A 16,930-nucleotide genomic window follows, 5' to 3' on the forward strand; every position below is an offset into this window, starting at 1 on the left:
GTCAGTGGCCTCCCGTCCCGCCCGCGGCCACGAAGCCCGGCACGCGGATCCTGCGCTCGATGAAGGTCATGATGCGGTTGATCAGCATGGCGCTGATGACATAGAGGATGACGACCCCGACGTAGATCGGGATCTGGGCCGAGGTTTCCTCGCCGGCCTGCAGGTAGAACTGCGTGAGCTCGGGGATCGACACCGCGAAGGCGACGGAGGAGTTCTTGAAGATGTTCATCGACTCGCTGGTCAGCGGCGGCATGATGATCCGGTAGGCCATCGGCAGCAGCACGAAGCGGTAGTACTGGAAGGTGGTGAAGCCCACCGCCATGCCCGCGTAGCGCTGACCGCGCGGCAGCGCCTGGATGCCCGAGCGCAATTGCTCGGCGATCCGCGCCGAGGTGAAGAAACCGAGGGCGCACACCACCAGCACCAGCGGCGGCAGGTCACGCATCGCCGGAATCATCTTGGGCAGCACGAAGTACCAGATGAACACCTGCACCAGCAGCGGGATGTTGCGGAACAGCTCCACCCACGCATTGCCGAAGCGCACCAGCCAGGGACTGTCCGGCAGGGTACGCAAGGTGCCGATGATCGAGCCGACCACCAGCGCCAGCAGCAGGGCCGCGAGCGCGACGCTCACGGTCCAGCCCCAGGCATTGAGCATCCACTGCAGATAGGTCTGGTCGCGCCCGTGTGCAAAACAGCTGGCGACCGCCTCATTGGTGAGCGTGTCCTGGCAGAAAACCGACATATCCAGGCTCAGCATCCATCCTCCTCCGCGGGTCAGGCCCCGCGCTCATTCCATCGAAAAGCCCGCGTCGGCAGGCGTGCCGCGCGGGCTTGGCTATTGAGGTCGACAGAGACCTTACTTGTTGGCGTAGGCTTCCATCGGCTTGTCGTTCGGGTTGGCCCAGGCGTCCTTGGTGCTCTGCGACGCGGGCATGTTCAGGTTGACGTTGTTCGGCGGGATCGGCTGCATGAACCACTTGTCGTACAGCTTGGCCAGCGAGCCATCCTTGATCTGGCGGACGATGCTGTCGTCGACAGCCTTCTTCAGCTTGGCATCGCCCTTGGGCAGCATGCAGGCGATCGGCTCGACCGACAGCACTTCGCCGACGAGCTTGAAGTCCTTCGGGTTCTTCGACTTGGCGGCGTTGGCGGCCAGGATGGAGCCGTCCATCACGAAGGCGTCGGCGCGGCCCGACTCGAGCAGCAGGAAGCTGTCGGCGTGGTCCTTGCCCATGACTTCCTTGAAGTCGATGCCTTCGGCGCGCTTGTTCTTGCGCAGCGTCTGGACCGAGGTCGTGCCCGTGGTGGTGGCGACGGTCTTGCCCTTCAGGTCGGCGATGCCGTTGATGCCGGAGTCGGCCTTGGTCAGGATGCGGACTTCTTCCACGTAGGTCGTGTAGGCGAAGTCGACGTCCTTCTGACGCGCGGTGTTGTTGGTGGTGGAGCCGCACTCGAAGTCGATGGTGCCGTTCTGCACCAGCGGCACGCGGTTCTGCGAGGTGATGACCTGGTAGTTGATGGTCAGGGGCTTGCCCAGGTCCTTGCCGATGTCCTTGATGATGTTCTCGGCCATTTCGGTGTGGAAGCCGACGTACTTGCCGCCGCCCAGCGTGAAGGCCAGGCCGGACGAATCGCGCACGCCGAGGTTGACCGCGCCGCGCTCCTTGATCTTGGCCAGGGTGTCGGTGGCCTGCGCGAACGCTGCGCTGGTGGCGAGCGCCGCGATGGCGATGAGCGTGAGTTGCTTCTTCATGAATGTTCCTTGGGAGGGGTCGGGGACGGGCGAAATTCTAGACACACACCTTTTTCGGGATAACCCGAACCAAGAGGGTGCAGAACCCACCAACATTGGGCATTAAAACAGCGCGCTGCGCACCACAAAGTGAGGCGTGCGCCCTCTGTGTCAGGGCTTTGCAAGGGTTAGCAGTCTCCATGCCCAAGCTGTGGCAGGCCCATGTGCATCAGGGATGGAGGCATGCATACACGGCATCGCAAATGCATGGCTCGCAGCGACCCCCGCGCTGAAGGCGGGGACAGATGCGCTGCGCAGCGCGCGGGAAGGCGCCGGACCGGTCAATCGGCGGCCGGTTGCGCGTTGGTCAGGTAGGCCCAGAGCAGATCGGCCGCGCGCTTGGGCGTGGAGCCGCCGTCGCCGCCGCGGGCCGGGGCCGCCGGGCGCTCGCGGTAGGCACGGATCTCCATCGTGGCCTCCAGCGGCGCCATGTCCGGTCCGTTGGCGCTGACCAGCTTGCGCGAGCGCACCTCGTTGCGCACGGCGCTCTGCGGCAGGAAGGCGATGCCATGGCCTTCGAGGGCCATGACCTTCAGGCCCTCGGCCATGTCGGTCTCGTAGACGCGGTCCAGGTGGATGGGCACGGAGGACGACTTGAGCAGTTGGTCGACCACGCCGCCCAGGTAGGCGCCCGGTGCATAGCCCAGGTAGGGCAGCGGCCAGCCGGGCTGCCCCGGCAGGCGGTGGCGCGGCTGGCCTTCCGCGTCGGGCCTCACCCACGGTGCGACCACCTCTTCGCCGAGGTGGACCATTTCGTAGCGGTGGGTGTCCAGCTGCAGCGGCTGGGAGGGATGCTGATAGGCGATCAGCAGGTCGCAGTTGCCTTCCACCAGCCGCATCATGGCGTCGTGCACGTTCAGGGCGATCAGCCGGCTCTTGAGCGGACCGAACTCCTGCCGCAGCCGCGTGACCCAGCTCGGGAAGAAGGTGAAGGCCAGCGTGTGCGGCACGGCGAACTCGATCACGTCCTGCGCCACGGCCGAATGGCCGCGCAGCATGGCCCGGGTGCTCTGCAGCGACTGCAGGATCTCCAGCGCCTGGGTGTAGAGGGTCTGGCCGGCGGCCGTGAGCCGCGTGGGATAGCTGCTGCGGTCCACCAGGTCAGTGCCGGCCCAGCTCTCGAGGGCCTGGATGCGGCGCGAGAAGGCCGGCTGGGTCACGTGCCGCAACTGGGCCGAGCGGCTGAAGCTGCGGGTCTCGGCGAGGCTCACGAAGTCCTCGAGCCATTTGGTTTCCATGGCGCGCGATTATGGTCCTGGGTACGCTCCAGGCCCGGCCTGCCTGTCCCGCATTTCCTGTCCACCTGCCCATGACCGCCTCCGACCTCCTCGACCTCGATGCCACCACCCTGTCGCGCCGCATCGCCGACCGCAGCCTCTCGTGCCGCGAGTTGATGCAGGCCACGCTGGCGCGCATCGACGCGCTCAACGCGCGCTTCAACGCCCTGGTCTCGCTGCGCGATGCCGACGCCGTGCTGGCCGAGGCCGATGCCCGCGATGCCCAGCTCGCGCGCGGCGAGCGCCTGGGCTGGATGCACGGCTTTCCACTGGCCGTGAAGGACCTGAGCCACGCCGCGGGCCTGCCCACCTCCATGGGCTCGCCGCTGGCACCGAAGAGCCCGGCGAGGCAGGACAGCCTGCACGTGGCCCGTGCCCGGGCCGCAGGCGCCATCGTCATCGGCAAGAGCAACACGCCCGAGTTCGGCCTGGGCTCGCACACCTACAACACCGTCTTCGGCACCACCCGCAATGCCTGGGACGACGGCAAGTCCGCCGGTGGCAGCAGCGGCGGTGCGGCGGTGGCGCTGGCACTGGGCATGCTGCCGGTGGCCGACGGCAGCGACATGATGGGCTCGCTGCGCAACCCCGCGGCCTTCAACAACGTCATCGGCTTCCGGCCGTCGCGCGGACGCGTGCCGGGCTCGCCGGACGAGGACCTGTTCTTCCAGCAGCTGGGCACCGAAGGCCCCATGGCGCGAACGGTGGAGGATGCCGCCCGCCTGCTGTGCGTGCAGGCGGGCGTCGATGCGCGCGTGCCGCTCTCGCTGCCGCAGGCGCTGCCGGATGCCGATGCGCTCGACCTGCGCACCGAGGTGAAGGGCCGGCGCATCGGCTGGCTGGGCAGCCTCTGGCCCGAGCTGCCGGTGGACCCGGCCGTGATGGCCACCTGCGAGCAGGCGCTGCCCGTGTTCCGCACGCTGGGCTGCGAGGTCGAGGCCTGCCAGCTCGATGTGCCCCGCGAGCAGAACTGGCAGGCCTGGTTGCGCCTGCGCCAGCTGCTGGTGGGCGGCAAGCTGGGCGCGCTGGCGGCCGACCCGCGCAACCATGCGCGCATCAAGCCGGAGGCGCTGTGGGAGATCGAACAGGCCCGCCACCTCGACGCCGCCTCGCTCTACCAGGCCTCGATCTGGCGCTCGAATGTCTACCGCGCCTTCGTGCGGCTCTTCGAGCGCTTCGATGCCGTGGTGGCGCCGACGGCGCAGGTCTTTCCCTTCGATGCCGACCTGCACTGGCCGGGCGAAGTGGCCGGCGTGAAGAGCCAGACCTACCACCACTGGATGGAGATCGTCACGCCCTTCACGCTGGCCGGGCTGCCCACGCTCAATGTGCGCGCGGGCTTCGGGCCGCAAGGCCTGCCGATGGGACTGCAGCTGGCCGGGCCGGTCAACGCCGACCTCGCAGTCCTGCAGCTGGGCCATGCCTACGACCAGGCCTGCCCGTGGTCGGCGCTGCGGCCGCCTGTGCTGACGCCGCGCGAATCGCGCTGAGGCGCCTGCAACGCCCGGGGACCGTGCGATGAAGCGGCGGCGTCAGGGCCGCGGCGACATGCCTGCCGGCAGCTTCGTCCACGGCAGGTCGGCCGGGTCGGCAGCCATGGGGCCCGGCGCCTTGGCCACCAGGATGTGGCTGGCGATGGGCGCGAAGTCGGCGCGGAAGTGCACCGAGCTCTTGTTGACCAGCAGCTTCATGGCCTCGGGCGCGATGCCGAGGAAGCGGTAGAGCTCGCGGTCCAGCATCTGCGTCTTGAGCGTGCAGACACCGACCAGCACGCCGTCCACCTCCAGGCAGGCGCTGGGGCCGAGGCGGACCTCACCGCCCATGCCCATCGGCCCCTTGAGCACCACATGGCCATCCCGCAGCGCACGCACCGTGGCCCGCGCGCGCACCGGCTCATCGCTGAACTGGCCGCCCCAGGTGGGCACGCGCCGGCCGAGCTGCACCTCGATCTGCGCGCCCTCCCCCGCCGCATGGGCCGCAGCGGCCGCCTCCGGGTCGGCCAGCAGGCCCAGCGCCACCTGCCCCGGAAAGCGCCGGCCTGCGCCCGCGGCCAGCAGCGCATGGAGCATGCCGGTGGTGTTGCTGTCGCCCCCGGCGCCAGGGTTGTCCTGCGTATCGGCGATGACCACCGGTTCCGAGACGTCCGCGGCCAGCGCCAGTGCCTCGGTCACCGCGGCTTCGGGCGTCTTCAGGTCCAGCCGCCATTGGCTGCGCGGCTGGTCCACGCGCGCGAAGAGCGCGTCGACGGCCACCTGGGCCTGCTCGCCATGGGCCCAGATCACCGGGCCGCATTCGGCGATGTCCGCCGCCGGAAAGCCCATGGCGAAGCTGAGGACCGTGCCCTGTGTGGCATCCAGGCGCAGCAGTTCGTCGTAGACGGCGTCGGCCGGGGCGGTCATGGTGCTCTGCGCATTGAGCGGCAGCAGGAAGTCGAGCCGGCGCACGGCCAGCGGCTCGCGGCTGCCGCGGGCCAGGCGACGTGCCAGCAGCATGGCCGCCAGCGCGCCGGTGTCCTTCATGTCCACATGCGGATAGGTGCGGTAGGCCACCAGCGCATCGGCCACCGTGAGCATGGCCTGGGTCACGTTGGCATGCAGATCCAGGCTGGCGACGATGGGCACCTGCGGGCCCACCACGGCACGGATACGCGCCAGCAATTCGCCCTCGGGGTCGTCCAGATGCTGGGTGACGGCGGCGCCGTGCAGGTCGAGGTAGACCGCATCGACGCCCGGACCGGCCAGCGCGGCGCGCAGGTCGGCATCGATGTCGCCGGCGATGCGCTCGAAGGCCTCGCGCGTGACATGGGCCGAGGGATTGGCGCCGGCCCAGCCCGAGGCGGTGAGCGTCCAGCCCTGGGCTTCGGCCGCCTCGATGAAGCCGCCGATGGGAATGGCCTTGCCGCGATAGGCCTCGATGACCACCGGCCCCCGCCGGTAGGCCGGAAAGCCCGAGCCCGCCTCGAAGGCGGCCCAGTCGGCCAGGGTGGGCGCGAAGGTGTTGGTCTCGTGCTGGAAGCCGGCGATGAAGACGTTCATGGGACAGTGCGGCGAGGGAATCGGGTGCGGGGTGCGGTGCTCGGCGATGCAGGCACTCAGATCGGCGACACCACGCCACGGCCGGCGAAATGGCCTTCAGCATTGGCCATGAAGCGGTCCACGCTGCATTGCACGGCCTCGGGCGACCAGCCGGCCATATGGGGCGAGAGCACGATGTTGGCGAGGCCGATGAGCGGCTCCGGCCGCCTGGGCTCGCTCTCGTACACGTCGAGCGCGGCACCGGCGATGGTCTCGCTGCGCAAGGCTTCGGCCAGCGCCTCGGTATCGACCAGGCTGCCGCGGCCCACGTTGACCAGGTAGCCCTGCGGGCCCAGCGCCTGCAGCACCTGCGCATTCACCTTGTGCCGTGTGGCCGCGCCGCCCGGCGCCGCGCACACCAGCACGTCGCACCAGCGTGCGAGCTCGGCCAGATCGTCGAAGTAGCGGTGCGGCGAGCCTTCGACCGGCTTGCGGTTGTGGTAGCCCACCGGCATGTCGAAGCCGGCGGCGCGGCGCGCCAGCTTGGCACCGATGGCGCCCATGCCGAAGATGCCCAGGCGCCGGCCTTCGAGCTGCGGCGGCATGGTGAGCACGTCGCGCCACACGCCCTCGCGGCACAGCCGGTCGCGCTCGGGAATGCGGCGCACGATGGCCAGGATCAGGCCGAAGGCATGGTCGGCCACCGTGCTGTCGTTGGTGCCGGCGCCGTTGGCCGTGACGATGCCGCGCGCCCGCAGCGCATCCATCGGCAGGCCCTCATAGCCCACGCCCATGCAGCACACCAGCTCCAGCGCCGGCATGGCCGCGATCTCTTCGGGCGTCAGGCCCACGGTGCCGATGGTGAGCACGGCGCGGAAGTCGCGGCCCCGGCTGGCGATGGCGGCGGCACGCTCTGCCGGCGTCGGTGCGTAGACGAGGTCGTAGACGGCGCCGATCTGCTGCACATGCGCGGGCGTCTGCTGGTTGAGGACGAGAAGAGGGATCTTGGCGGACATGGAAGCGAAGGGAAGCAAGAAACGGGTCAGGCGGGCTGCGCGGCGCCGTCGGGCGAGGCGATCAACGGAACAGGCGAGGCCTCGGCCGGGCGCTCGTTCTGCTGCAGCGACCACATGCGCGCGTACACGCCGCCGCGCGCCAGCAGCTCGGCATGGGTGCCGCGCTCGACCACGTGGCCGGCGTCGAGCACCAGGATCTCGTGCGCGTCGACCACCGTCGACAGGCGGTGCGCGATCACCAGCGTGGTCTTGCCGCGCGCAGCGCTGGCCAGCTCGGCCTGGATGGCGCGCTCGTTGGCGGAGTCGAGCGCCGACGTGGCCTCGTCGAAGATCAGGATGGGCGGGTTCTTGAGCAGTGTGCGGGCGATGGCCACGCGCTGCTTCTCGCCGCCGGAGAGCTTGAGGCCGCGCTCGCCCACCGTGGTGTCGTAGCCCTTGGGCGTGGCGGCGATGAAGGCGTGGATGCGGGCCGCGCGCGCCGCCGCCTCCACCTCGGCCTGGCTGGCGTCGGGCCGGCCGTAGGCGATGTTGTAGCCGATGGTGTCGTTGAAGAGCACCGTGTCCTGCGGCACGATGCCGATGGCCGCGCGCAGGCTGTGCTGGGTCACTTCGCGGATGTCCTGCCCGCCGATGCGGATGGCGCCGCCGCCAGTGCCGGCCGAGGCCGGATCGACATCGTAGAAGCGGTACAGCAGCCGCGCCAGCGTGGACTTGCCCGCACCCGAAGGGCCGACCACCGCGACCGTCTTGCCGGCCGGGATGGTGAAGCTCAGGCCGCGCAGGATGGGTCGCGCCGGCTCATAGGCGAAGTGCACGTCGTCGAACTGCACGTCGCCCTCCGGATGGCGCAGCGGCCGGGCGCCGGGTGCGTCGGCCACCTCGCGCTCGCGCTCCAGCAGGGCGAACATCTTCTCCAGGTCCACCAGGCTCTGCTTGATCTCGCGGTAGAGCACGCCCAGGAAGTTGAGCGGGATGTACAGCTGGATCATGAAGGCATTGACCATGACCAGATCGCCCAGCGTCATGCGCCCGTCCACCACGCCCTGCGTGGCACGCCACAGCATGGCCACCAGGCTGAGCGCGATCAGCATCTGCTGGCCGGTGTTGAGCAGCGACAGCGTGGTCTGGCTGCGCACGGCGGCGCGGCGGTAGCGCTCCAACTGCTCGTCGTAGCGGCGGGCCTCGAAACCCTCGTTGTTGAAGTACTTGACCGTCTCGTAGTTCAGCAGCGAATCCACGGCTCGGCTCTGCGCCTTGGCGCCCAGCTCGTTCATGCTGCGCCGGAACTGCGTGCGCCATTCGGTCACCCACACGGTGAAGCCGATGTACACCACCAGCGCGGAGCCCGTGATGGCGACGAACCACCAGTCGAAGCGCACGCCCAGGATGCCGAGCACCAGCACCAGCTCGATCAGCGTGGGCACGATGCTGTAGAGCGAATAGGAGATGAGCGAATGCACCGCCTGGCTGCCGCGCTCGATGTCGCGCGTCATGCCGCCCGTCTGCCGCTCCAGATGGAAGCGCAGCGACAGCCCGTGCAGGTGCCGGAACACCTCCAGCGAGATGCGCCGCGCCGCACCCTCGGTGGCGCGGGCGAAGACCAGCTCGCGCAGCTCGGTGAAGAGCGAGGTGGAAAAGCGCAGCAGCCCGTAGCCCACCAGCAGCGCAGCCGGCACCACCAGCAGCGCGCGCGGGTCGCCGGGCTGCAGCGTCATCGCATCGACGAGGTGCTTGAGCAGCACCGGCACGCTCACGTTGGCCAGCTTGGCGCCCACCATGAACAGCAGGGCCGCCAGCACCCGCCACTTGTAGGCCCACAGGTAGGGGAACAGGCGCCGCAGCGTGGCGGCATCGCTGCGCGCGGGCGCGAGCGCGCCGGGCTCGGCAGCGGGCGGCAAAGGGTGGGCAGGTCTCATGGGGGTTTGTGTCGCGACGGGCCGAGGGGCGAGTCGCATGCGGGACAATCCGCGGCGTTGTTTTCCCGGATTGTCCAATGACCGCCCCGACCGCCGCCCCCGCCGTCCTCAAAAGCCTGCCCGCCGATATGGAGCTGGTGCTCAAGGTGATCCCGATGCCGGCCGACACCAACGGCAACGGCGACATCTTCGGCGGCTGGGTCATGGCCCAGGTCGACCTGGCCGGCTCGGTGATCCCGGCCCGCTATGCGCAGGGTCGCATGGCCACCGTGGCGGTCAACGAATTCATCTTCAAGCAGCCCGTGCGCGTGGGCGACCTGCTGTCCTTCTATGCCGCCGTCACGCGCGTGGGCCGCACCTCGGTCACGGTGAAAGTCGAGGTCTTCGCCGAGCGCATCCGCCAGCAGGGCGAGTACGTCAAGGTGACCGAGGCGTCCCTCACCTACGTGGCCATCGACGAGAACGGCCGGCCGCGCCCGGTCGTGACGCCCAAGGGCTGAGGGCCGTCGATCCCGGCCCGCTTGCCAGATGGCGCGCGGGCTCCGGGCACGCTGCGCCGCCGGCCGGGCCCTGCGGCCTCAGACCTTGCTGAAGTCCGGCCGACGCTTTTCCATGAAGGCCGTGAAGGCCTCGCGGGCCGCGGGTTCGCGCAGCATGCGGCCGAAGCTCGCGCCCTCCTCGTCCATGCGCTCGACCACGGCGGCGGACTGCGTCTTCTTGAGCAGGCGCTTGGTCTCGATCAGCGCCGACAACGGCTTGGCCGCCAGCTTGCGGGCCTGCTGCTGCGCATAGGCATTGCACTCGGTGGGCGGCAGCACGCGGTTGACCAGGCCCACTTCGAGCGCGGCCTCGGCCATGAAGGGCTCACCCAGCAGCAGCGCCTCGGCCGCGCGGTGGTAGCCGAACATCTGGGGCACCAGCAGGCTGGACGCCGCCTCGGGGCACAGGCCGAGGTTGACGAAGGGCATCGAGAACGCCGCGTTGTCGCCGGCATAGACGAGGTCGCAGTGGAAGAGCAGCGTGGTGCCGATGCCCACCGCCGGGCCGCACACGGCCGCGACCACCGGCTTGGTAAAGGCCGCGATGCCGCGCAGGAAGCGGAACACCGGCGAGTCCTGGCCCGACGGCGGCTTGTTCAGGAAGTCGCCGATGTCGTTGCCGGCCGAGAAGATGGTGGCGTCGCCCTGGATCAGCACGCAGCGCACGGCCGCGTCGTCGCGCGCGGCATCGAACGCATCGGCCAGTTCGGCGTACATGCTGCTGGTGATGGAGTTCTTCTTGTCGACGCGGTTGAAGGTCAGGGTGGTCACACCCGCTTCGGTGTGGACGAGGATGTCGCTCATGGTGTTGGTGAGGTGAAGAGAAAAATCAACGGGGCACGAGGGCGTCGCGCACGAAGTCCAGCCGGTCCTGGCCCCAGAACATCTGGTCGCCGACGAACATCGTCGGCGCGCCGAACACGCCGCGCTCCACAGCCTCCTGCGTGGTGGCCTTGAGCTGGTCCTTGACGTCCTGCTGGCCGGCCAGCGCCAGGCATTCAGCGGCATTGAAGCCGGCGGCCGTGAGCACGGCGGCCAGCTCGCCCGTATCGCCCAGGTTGCGCGGCTGCGCCCACATGGCGTCGAACACGGCCTGCGCGTAGCCCTGGAAGCGTTCGGGCCGATGCAGCTGCATCGCCATGGCGCCGCGCATCAGCGTCAGCGTGTTGATGGGGAAGTGCGGATTGTGCTCAAAGGGCACGCCGGCGCGGCGAGCGAAACGCTGCAGGTCATCACGCATGTAGCGGCCCTTGGCCTCGACCTCGGCCGGCGAGCGGTTGCCCGTGGCCTGGAAGACGCCGCCCAGCAGCATGGGTCGCCACACCAGCTCGGCGCCGGTGTCGGCACACACATGGGGCAGCTGCATCCAGGCCAGGTAGGCGGCGGGGCTGCCGAAGTCGAAGAAGCATTCGACGCGGGCGGGAGCGGTCATGGGGTGTCTCCTGTATTTGTCGTAGGGGTGCCGCAATGATGCCGGGCGGGCCCGCCTGACGCACAGGCCGTGCTCAGAAATTCTCGATCCACGGCCGCAGGTCCAGCTCGTGGGTCCAGGCGTCGCGCGGCTGGCGGTGCAGCATGACGTAGGCCTGGGCGATGTGATCGGGGTTCAGGATGCCGTCCTCCGCCTTGCGCGCATAGCGTTCGGGAAAGTTGCTGCGGATGAATTCGGTGTCGATGGCGCCATCGATGATGGTGTGGGCCACATGGACGCCCTGCGGCCCCAGCTCGCGCGCCATGCTCTGCGCCAGCGCACGCAATGCCATCTTGGCGCCCGAGAAGGCGGCGAAGTTGGCGCCGCCGCGCAGCGAGGCCGTGGCCCCGGTGAACAGGATGGTGCCGCGCTGGCCGCCCGCCGGCAGCGGCCGGGCCACCATGCGCTTGGCGACCTCGCGGGCATTGAGGAAGCCCGAGAAGCAGGCCATCTCCCAGACCTTGAAGTACTTGCGCGCCGTCTCGGTGAGGATGCTCTCGGGCACGTTCGCGCCGATGTTGAACACCATCACCTCGATGGGCCCGATGGTCGATTCGATCTGCTCGACCAGCGCGACGACCTCCTCCTCCTTGCGGGCATCGCTGCCGAAGGCATGGGCCGAGCCGCCGTCGGCCTGGATCTGCGCCACAAGCGGTGCCAGCTTGTCGGCGCTGCGGCGGGTGACGCATGCGGCATAGCCTTCGCGCGCGAAGGCGCGGGCGATGGCGCCGCCGGTGGCGTCACCGGCGCCGACGATCAGGGCTGCGGGCTGGGGCATGGTGGCTCCTGGCGATGAAAAGGAACGCGCGGGCTCGGAACGACACGCGTCATTCCTTGAAGTAGACGATCTGGTGGCTGGTGGCCAGCAGCAGCCCGGCCTCGCTCCACAGCTGCGCCGTCTGGTCGAAGAAGCCGTTGCGGAACTGCTGGCCGGTCGCGCGACCCAGCAGGAAGCCTTCGCCCACGGCCGCCAGCTCGGCCGCGCTGGTGTGGAAGTAGGTGGTGATGGACACGGTTCCCGCCGGCACCGGCCGGGCGCGACGGAGCCACACGCGCGGGTAGAAGACATCGCTCATCGCCGCCAGCGCCGGGAAGTCCAGCGTGCGCGGCTGGGCGTCGCGCACCCAGATCAGCGTTTCGCTGTGGTCGCCGGCATCGTTCCACTCGCGCGGAATGCCGCCGCTGATGGGCCGCATGTCGTACTGGCCGACCCAGGCCACGCCCTTGGGGCCGGTGCCCATGCCGGCGACCTGGGCAGGCTCGGGTACCTGCGGCATGGCGACGTCGGTGGTGCCCCAGGTCTGCCGACGTGCTGCGGTGACGACGGTGGCCGTGGTGTTGAGCTGGGGCTTGCCGTCGTCGTCCGCCTGGCTGAGCGTGAGCGTCCAGTGCTGCGTGGAGCGGTTGGTGCGCACCGGCAGCGCCTGCACCTGCAGCGGACCTTCGGTCACGGCTGCTGCGTAGTTGACGGTGAGGGCGATGGGCTCGCCGAGCCGCTCCGGATGCTGCATCACGGCCTGCAGCAGCAATGCCGCGGTCGTGCCGCCGAAGGGCCCTACCATGTTCCAGTAGTCGGGGCTCGTAGCCCCGGTGAAGAGCCCGGACTGGATGTCGCTGTGCGACAGCGCGAGGGCACGATCGAGCGGGTGGTCGTTCATGGCGGCAGTGTGCATAAAGCGACTGGGCGCGCGAGTCGTGTACGGGACGCGCTGGCCTCCGTAGGAACCCGCAACCCGGGGCGGCCGGCCTGGGCGCCGGCCGACCAGGGTGCCGACTCAGACGCGCTCGAAGATGCCCGCGGCGCCCTGCCCCATGCCCACGCACATGGTCACCATGCCGTACTTGAGCTGCTTGCGGCGCAGCGCATGCACGACGGTGGCCGCGCGGATGGCGCCCGTGGCGCCCAGCGGGTGGCCCAGGGCGATGGCACCGCCCATCGGGTTGACCTTGGCGACGTCCAGGCCCAGCGTGTTGATCACGGCGAGCGACTGGGCCGCGAAGGCCTCGTTCAGCTCGATCCAGTCGATGTCGTCCTGCTTCAGGCCCGCATAGCGCAGCGCGGCCGGGATGGCCTCGATGGGGCCGATGCCCATGATGGCCGGCGGCACGCCCTTGCTGGCGAAGCTGACGAAGCGCGCCAGCGGCTGCAGGTCGTACTTCTGGCAGGCGGCCTCGCTGGCCAGGATCAGCGCGCCGGCACCATCCGAGGTCTGCGAGCTGTTGCCGGCCGTGACCGAGCCCCGGGCCGCGAACACGGTGCGCAGCTTGGCCAGGCCTTCGAGGCTGGTGTCCGGGCGCGGGCCCTCGTCCAGGCTGACGGTGCGCGTTTTCGCGGTGGTCTCGCCGCTGGCGGCGTCGAAGCCGCGGTCGGTCACCTCGATGGGGGTGATCTCGTCGGCGAACTCGCCGGCCTGCTGCGCGGCGACGGCGCGTCGGTGCGATTCGAGCGCGAAGGCGTCCTGCGCCTCGCGACTCACCTTCCACTGCTGCGCCACCTTCTCGGCCGTCAGACCCATGCCGTAGGCGATGCCCACGTCGCCGTCGCGCTCGAAGATCGAGGGCGACAGCGAGGGCGCGTTGCCCATCATCGGCACCATGCTCATGCTTTCGACGCCGGCGGCGATCATGACTTCGGCCTCGCCCACGCGGATCCGGTCGGCCGCCATCTGCACGGCCGACAGGCCGGAAGCGCAGAAGCGGTTGACGGTGATGCCGCCCACGCTGGTGGGCAGGCCCGCGAGCACGGCGCCGATGCGCGCCACGTTCAGGCCCTGCTGGGCCTCGGGAATGGCGCAGCCGCAGACGATGTCCTCGATGGTCTGCGGATCGAGGCGCGGCACCTGCGCCAGCGCCGCCTTCAGCGTGGTGGCCAGCAGGTCGTCGGGCCGGGTGTTGCGGAAGAAGCCGCGATGCGACTTGCCGATGGGGGTGCGCGTGGCGGCGACGATGTAGGCGTCTTGAACTTGCTTGCTGCTCATGCCGGGGCTCCTGGGTATTGGGCTCCTTCCCCCGCTGGGGGAAGGCTGGGATGGGGGCTCGCCTGCGCCGCCAACGATGCCAGTCGATGGGCAATGGCGTGCAGAACACCCTCTGGATTGATGAAGGGTTCGTTGGATGCGAAGCGCAAGACGGCGAATCCTTGCGCCTCGAAGAAAGCTTCGCGCGCCGCGTCGTAGGCGCGCCGCTGCGCATGCTGCGAACCGTCGAGTTCCACGATCAGCTTCGGCGCCAGGCAGGCGAAGTCCGCGATGTACGGACCCAGCGGATGCTGCCGCCGGAACTTCACACCCAGCTGCTCGCCGCGCAGACACGACCCCAGGCGACGCTCGGAGTCGGTCATCGCGGTGCGGAGGGCGCGCGCGTGGGTGCGAGCTACGGAGGTGGATTGGTTCTGCATGAGCGGTGTTTTGGCACTGGCCCCCATCCCTGCCTTCCCCCAGAGGGGGAAGGAGCAAGGCGGGTCAGTTGCGGACCGGCTTGCCCGTCGAGAGCATCCCCATGATCCGTTCCTGTGTCTTCGGATGCTGCACCAGCGCGCAGAAGGCTTCGCGCTCCAGGCGCATCAGGTACTCCTCCGTCACCAGGGTGCCGGGGTCCACGTCGCCGCCGGTCACCACATGGGCGATCAGGCTGGCGATGTGGAAGTCGTGCTGGCTGATGAAGCCGCCGTCGCGCATGTTGACCAGCTGGCCCTTGATGGTGGCGGCGCCGCTGCGGCCGGCCACGCGGAAGGGCTTCTTCAGCGGCGGGCGCCAGCCGGCGTCGCTCATGGCCTTGACCTGGCCGATGGCCACGTGCAGCAGCTCGTCCTTGTGCGGGACGATCACGTCGCCCTCGACCAGGTAGCCCAGCTTCTTCGATTCCAGCGCGCTCGTGCCCACCTTGGCCATGGCCGCGGCGGTGAAGCCTTCGGTGAGGAAGGGCAGCAGGTCGGTGCCGGTGGAGGCGGCAGCGTTCTCGGCCGCGCGGCGGGCGATGTAGGTGAGGCCACCAGCGCCGGGCACCAGGCCCACGCCCACTTCGACCAGGCCGATGTAGCTTTCCATCGCGGCCACGCGGCGCGCACTGTGCACGGCCAGTTCGCAGCCGCCGCCCAGGGCCATGCCGCGCACGGCGGAGACCACGGGCACATTGGCATAGCGGATGCGCAGCATCACGTCCTGCAGCGCCTGCTCGGCGCCTTCGATGGCGCCCACGCCGGCCACCACGAAGGCGGGCAGCATGGCCTGCAGGTCGGCGCCGACGGAGAACTTGTCGGACGGCGACCAGATCACCAGGCCCTGGTACTCGCGCTCCGCCAGCGCCACGGCCTCGGCCAGCGCCTCGGCCACGTCGGGGCTGATGGCATTCATCTTGGAATGGATGCTGGCGATCAGCACGCCCTCATAGCCCGCGCGGTCCAGCGTCCAGACGCGCACGTCGCCCTCGTCGCTGATCGTGGTGCCGGACTCTTCCGCGGCCTTGGCACCGCTGCCCAGCACACTTTCGGGGAAGAGCTGACGCGCATGCACCGGCATGCGGCGCTCAGGCACGAAGCGCTGCTCGGCGGCGCTCCAGGAGCCTTCGGGCGTGTGCACGCCGCCGGCCTCGGCCACCGGACCTTCAAAGACCCACTTGGGCAGCGGCGCCTTGGCCAGCGCCTTGCCGGCGTCGATGTCCTCCTGGATCCACTGCGCGACCTGCGACCAGCCGGCCTCCTGCCACAGCTCGAAGGGGCCCTGCTTCATGCCGAAGCCCCAGCGCATGGCCAGGTCCACGTCGCGGGCGCTCTCGGCGATCTCGCCCAGGTGCAGCGCCGCGTAGTGGAAGCCGTCGCGCAGGATGGCCCACAGGAACTGGCCCTGCGGTCCTTCGCTCTCGCGCAGCAGCTTGAGCCGCTGGCCGGCCGGTTTCTTGAGCATGCGGCCGTAGACCTCGTCGGCCTTCTGGCCGGCGGGCACGTAGTCGCCCGATTCGAGGTCGAAGCGCAGGATGTCGCGGCCCGCCTTCTTGTAGAAGCCGCCCTTGGTCTTCTGGCCCAGGCGGCCCAGCTCGATCAGCTTGGCCAGCACCGGCGGCGTGGCGAAGTTGGGGTAGAACGGATCGGTGGCCTCGCTCAGGTTGTCCTGCAGCGTCTTGACGACGTGGGCCATGGTGTCCAGGCCCACCACGTCGGCGGTGCGGAAGGTGCCCGAGCTGGCACGGCCCAGGCGCTTGCCCGTGAGGTCATCGACCACGTCGAAGGAGAGGCCGAATTTTTCCACCTCCTTCATCGTCGCCAGCATGCCGGCGATGCCGATGCGGTTGGCGATGAAGTTGGGCGTGTCCTTGGCGCGCACCACGCCCTTGCCCAGCGCGGTGACGGCGAAGGCTTCCAGGTCGTCCAGCACCTGTGCGTTGGTGGTGGGCGTCGGGATCAGCTCCACCAGCGTCATGTATCGCGGCGGATTGAAGAAGTGGATGCCGCAGAAGCGCGGACGGATGCTCTCCGGCACCGCCTCGGCCAGTTTGGTGATCGACAGGCCTGACGTGTTGGAGGCCAAGATGGCATGCGGTGCAACGTGGGGCGCGATCTTCCTGTAGAGATCGAGCTTCCAGTCCATGCGCTCGGCGATGGCCTCGATCACGAGATCGCATTCGCCCAGCAGGCCCAGGTGCTCCTCGTAGTTGGCGGCCTGGATCAGCGCCGCGTCCTCGGGCACGCCCAGGGGCGCGGGCTTGAGCTTCTTGAGGTTGTCGATGGCCTTGAGCACGATGCCGCTCTTGGGCCCCTCTTTGGCGGGCAGGTCGAACAGGATGACCGGCACGCGCACGTTAACGAGATGGGCCGCGATCTGCGCGCCCATCACGCCTGCGCCGAGAACGGCGACTTTCTTGACTTGGAATCTGGACATGGTGTTGGGTGTCTTGGACCGTTGGGTGT

Annotated in this window: 15 protein-coding genes; 2 read left to right on the forward strand and 13 right to left on the reverse strand. The window is 69.4% G+C overall.

Features of this window, described 5'->3' with window-relative positions; genetic code table 11:
- Window position 1 precedes the first annotated feature (1 nt).
- From KBC94_RS19145 to KBC94_RS19155, 3 genes are all read right to left on the reverse strand, one after another.
- Entirely contained in the window at window positions 2-757 is a 756-nt protein-coding gene (locus KBC94_RS19145) for an amino acid ABC transporter permease (protein ID WP_234193711.1), read from the reverse strand.
- Window positions 758-859: 102 nt separating this feature from the next.
- The gene (locus KBC94_RS19150; protein ID WP_294373594.1) at window positions 860-1,756 is read right to left on the reverse strand and encodes an amino acid ABC transporter substrate-binding protein; all 897 of its coding nucleotides are present in this window, start codon (window positions 1,754-1,756) and stop codon (window positions 860-862) included.
- A 320-nt stretch (window positions 1,757-2,076) separates the two neighbouring features.
- On the reverse strand, window positions 2,077-3,033 hold the full coding sequence (locus KBC94_RS19155) for a LysR substrate-binding domain-containing protein (RefSeq protein ID WP_294373597.1): 957 nt from the start codon (window positions 3,031-3,033) through the stop codon (window positions 2,077-2,079).
- A gap of 71 nt (window positions 3,034-3,104) precedes the next feature.
- Between KBC94_RS19155 and KBC94_RS19160 the strand changes: the two genes are divergently transcribed.
- Complete coding sequence (locus KBC94_RS19160; RefSeq protein WP_294373599.1) at window positions 3,105-4,562, forward strand: amidase; 1,458 nt, start codon at window positions 3,105-3,107, stop codon at window positions 4,560-4,562.
- A 42-nt stretch (window positions 4,563-4,604) separates the two neighbouring features.
- Here the strand turns inward: KBC94_RS19160 and KBC94_RS19165 are convergent, their stop codons facing one another.
- From KBC94_RS19165 to KBC94_RS19175, 3 genes are read right to left on the reverse strand one after another with little or no spacing between them, the layout of a single operon-like run.
- Complete coding sequence (locus tag KBC94_RS19165; protein ID WP_294373601.1) at window positions 4,605-6,107, reverse strand: M81 family metallopeptidase; 1,503 nt, start codon at window positions 6,105-6,107, stop codon at window positions 4,605-4,607.
- Window positions 6,108-6,163: 56 nt separating this feature from the next.
- Window positions 6,164-7,102 carry a 2-hydroxyacid dehydrogenase gene (locus tag KBC94_RS19170; RefSeq protein ID WP_294373603.1) on the reverse strand — a complete coding sequence of 313 codons (939 nt, stop codon included), beginning with the start codon at window positions 7,100-7,102 and terminating at the stop codon, window positions 6,164-6,166.
- A 26-nt stretch (window positions 7,103-7,128) separates the two neighbouring features.
- On the reverse strand, window positions 7,129-9,018 hold the full coding sequence (locus KBC94_RS19175) for an ABC transporter ATP-binding protein/permease (protein ID WP_294373607.1): 1,890 nt from the start codon (window positions 9,016-9,018) through the stop codon (window positions 7,129-7,131).
- 77 nt (window positions 9,019-9,095) lie between these two features.
- On the opposite strand from KBC94_RS19175, the gene KBC94_RS19180 reads away from it, so the two are divergent.
- Window positions 9,096-9,518 carry an acyl-CoA thioesterase gene (locus KBC94_RS19180; protein ID WP_234193044.1) on the forward strand — a complete coding sequence of 141 codons (423 nt, stop codon included), beginning with the start codon at window positions 9,096-9,098 and terminating at the stop codon, window positions 9,516-9,518.
- A gap of 78 nt (window positions 9,519-9,596) precedes the next feature.
- On the opposite strand, the gene KBC94_RS19185 is transcribed toward KBC94_RS19180, so the two are convergent.
- From KBC94_RS19185 to KBC94_RS19215, 7 genes are all read right to left on the reverse strand, one after another.
- Window positions 9,597-10,361: an enoyl-CoA hydratase gene (locus KBC94_RS19185; protein ID WP_294373615.1), complete on the reverse strand. Its 765-nt coding sequence runs from the start codon at window positions 10,359-10,361 to the stop codon at window positions 9,597-9,599.
- 25 nt (window positions 10,362-10,386) lie between these two features.
- A complete protein-coding gene (locus KBC94_RS19190; protein WP_294373617.1) occupies window positions 10,387-10,989 on the reverse strand; it encodes a 2-hydroxychromene-2-carboxylate isomerase in 603 nt (200 codons plus the stop codon).
- A gap of 73 nt (window positions 10,990-11,062) precedes the next feature.
- Window positions 11,063-11,806, reverse strand: coding sequence for an SDR family oxidoreductase (locus KBC94_RS19195; RefSeq protein ID WP_294373619.1), 744 nt, complete (start codon window positions 11,804-11,806; stop codon window positions 11,063-11,065).
- A gap of 49 nt (window positions 11,807-11,855) precedes the next feature.
- A complete protein-coding gene (locus KBC94_RS19200; protein WP_294373621.1) occupies window positions 11,856-12,686 on the reverse strand; it encodes a thioesterase family protein in 831 nt (276 codons plus the stop codon).
- Window positions 12,687-12,803: 117 nt separating this feature from the next.
- Window positions 12,804-14,006, reverse strand: coding sequence for an acetyl-CoA C-acyltransferase (locus KBC94_RS19205; protein ID WP_294373623.1), 1,203 nt, complete (start codon window positions 14,004-14,006; stop codon window positions 12,804-12,806).
- Window positions 14,003-14,452, reverse strand: coding sequence for a DUF559 domain-containing protein (locus KBC94_RS19210; RefSeq protein WP_294373625.1), 450 nt, complete (start codon window positions 14,450-14,452; stop codon window positions 14,003-14,005). The genes KBC94_RS19205 and KBC94_RS19210 overlap by 4 nt, the downstream gene beginning before the upstream one ends.
- A gap of 37 nt (window positions 14,453-14,489) precedes the next feature.
- Window positions 14,490-16,901 carry a 3-hydroxyacyl-CoA dehydrogenase/enoyl-CoA hydratase family protein gene (locus KBC94_RS19215; protein ID WP_294373626.1) on the reverse strand — a complete coding sequence of 804 codons (2,412 nt, stop codon included), beginning with the start codon at window positions 16,899-16,901 and terminating at the stop codon, window positions 14,490-14,492.
- Window positions 16,902-16,930: the final 29 nt, after the last annotated feature.

Origin of the sequence: Pseudacidovorax sp. (assembly GCF_017991995.1) — a bacterium.
Classification (GTDB): domain Bacteria; phylum Pseudomonadota; class Gammaproteobacteria; order Burkholderiales; family Burkholderiaceae_C; genus Xenophilus.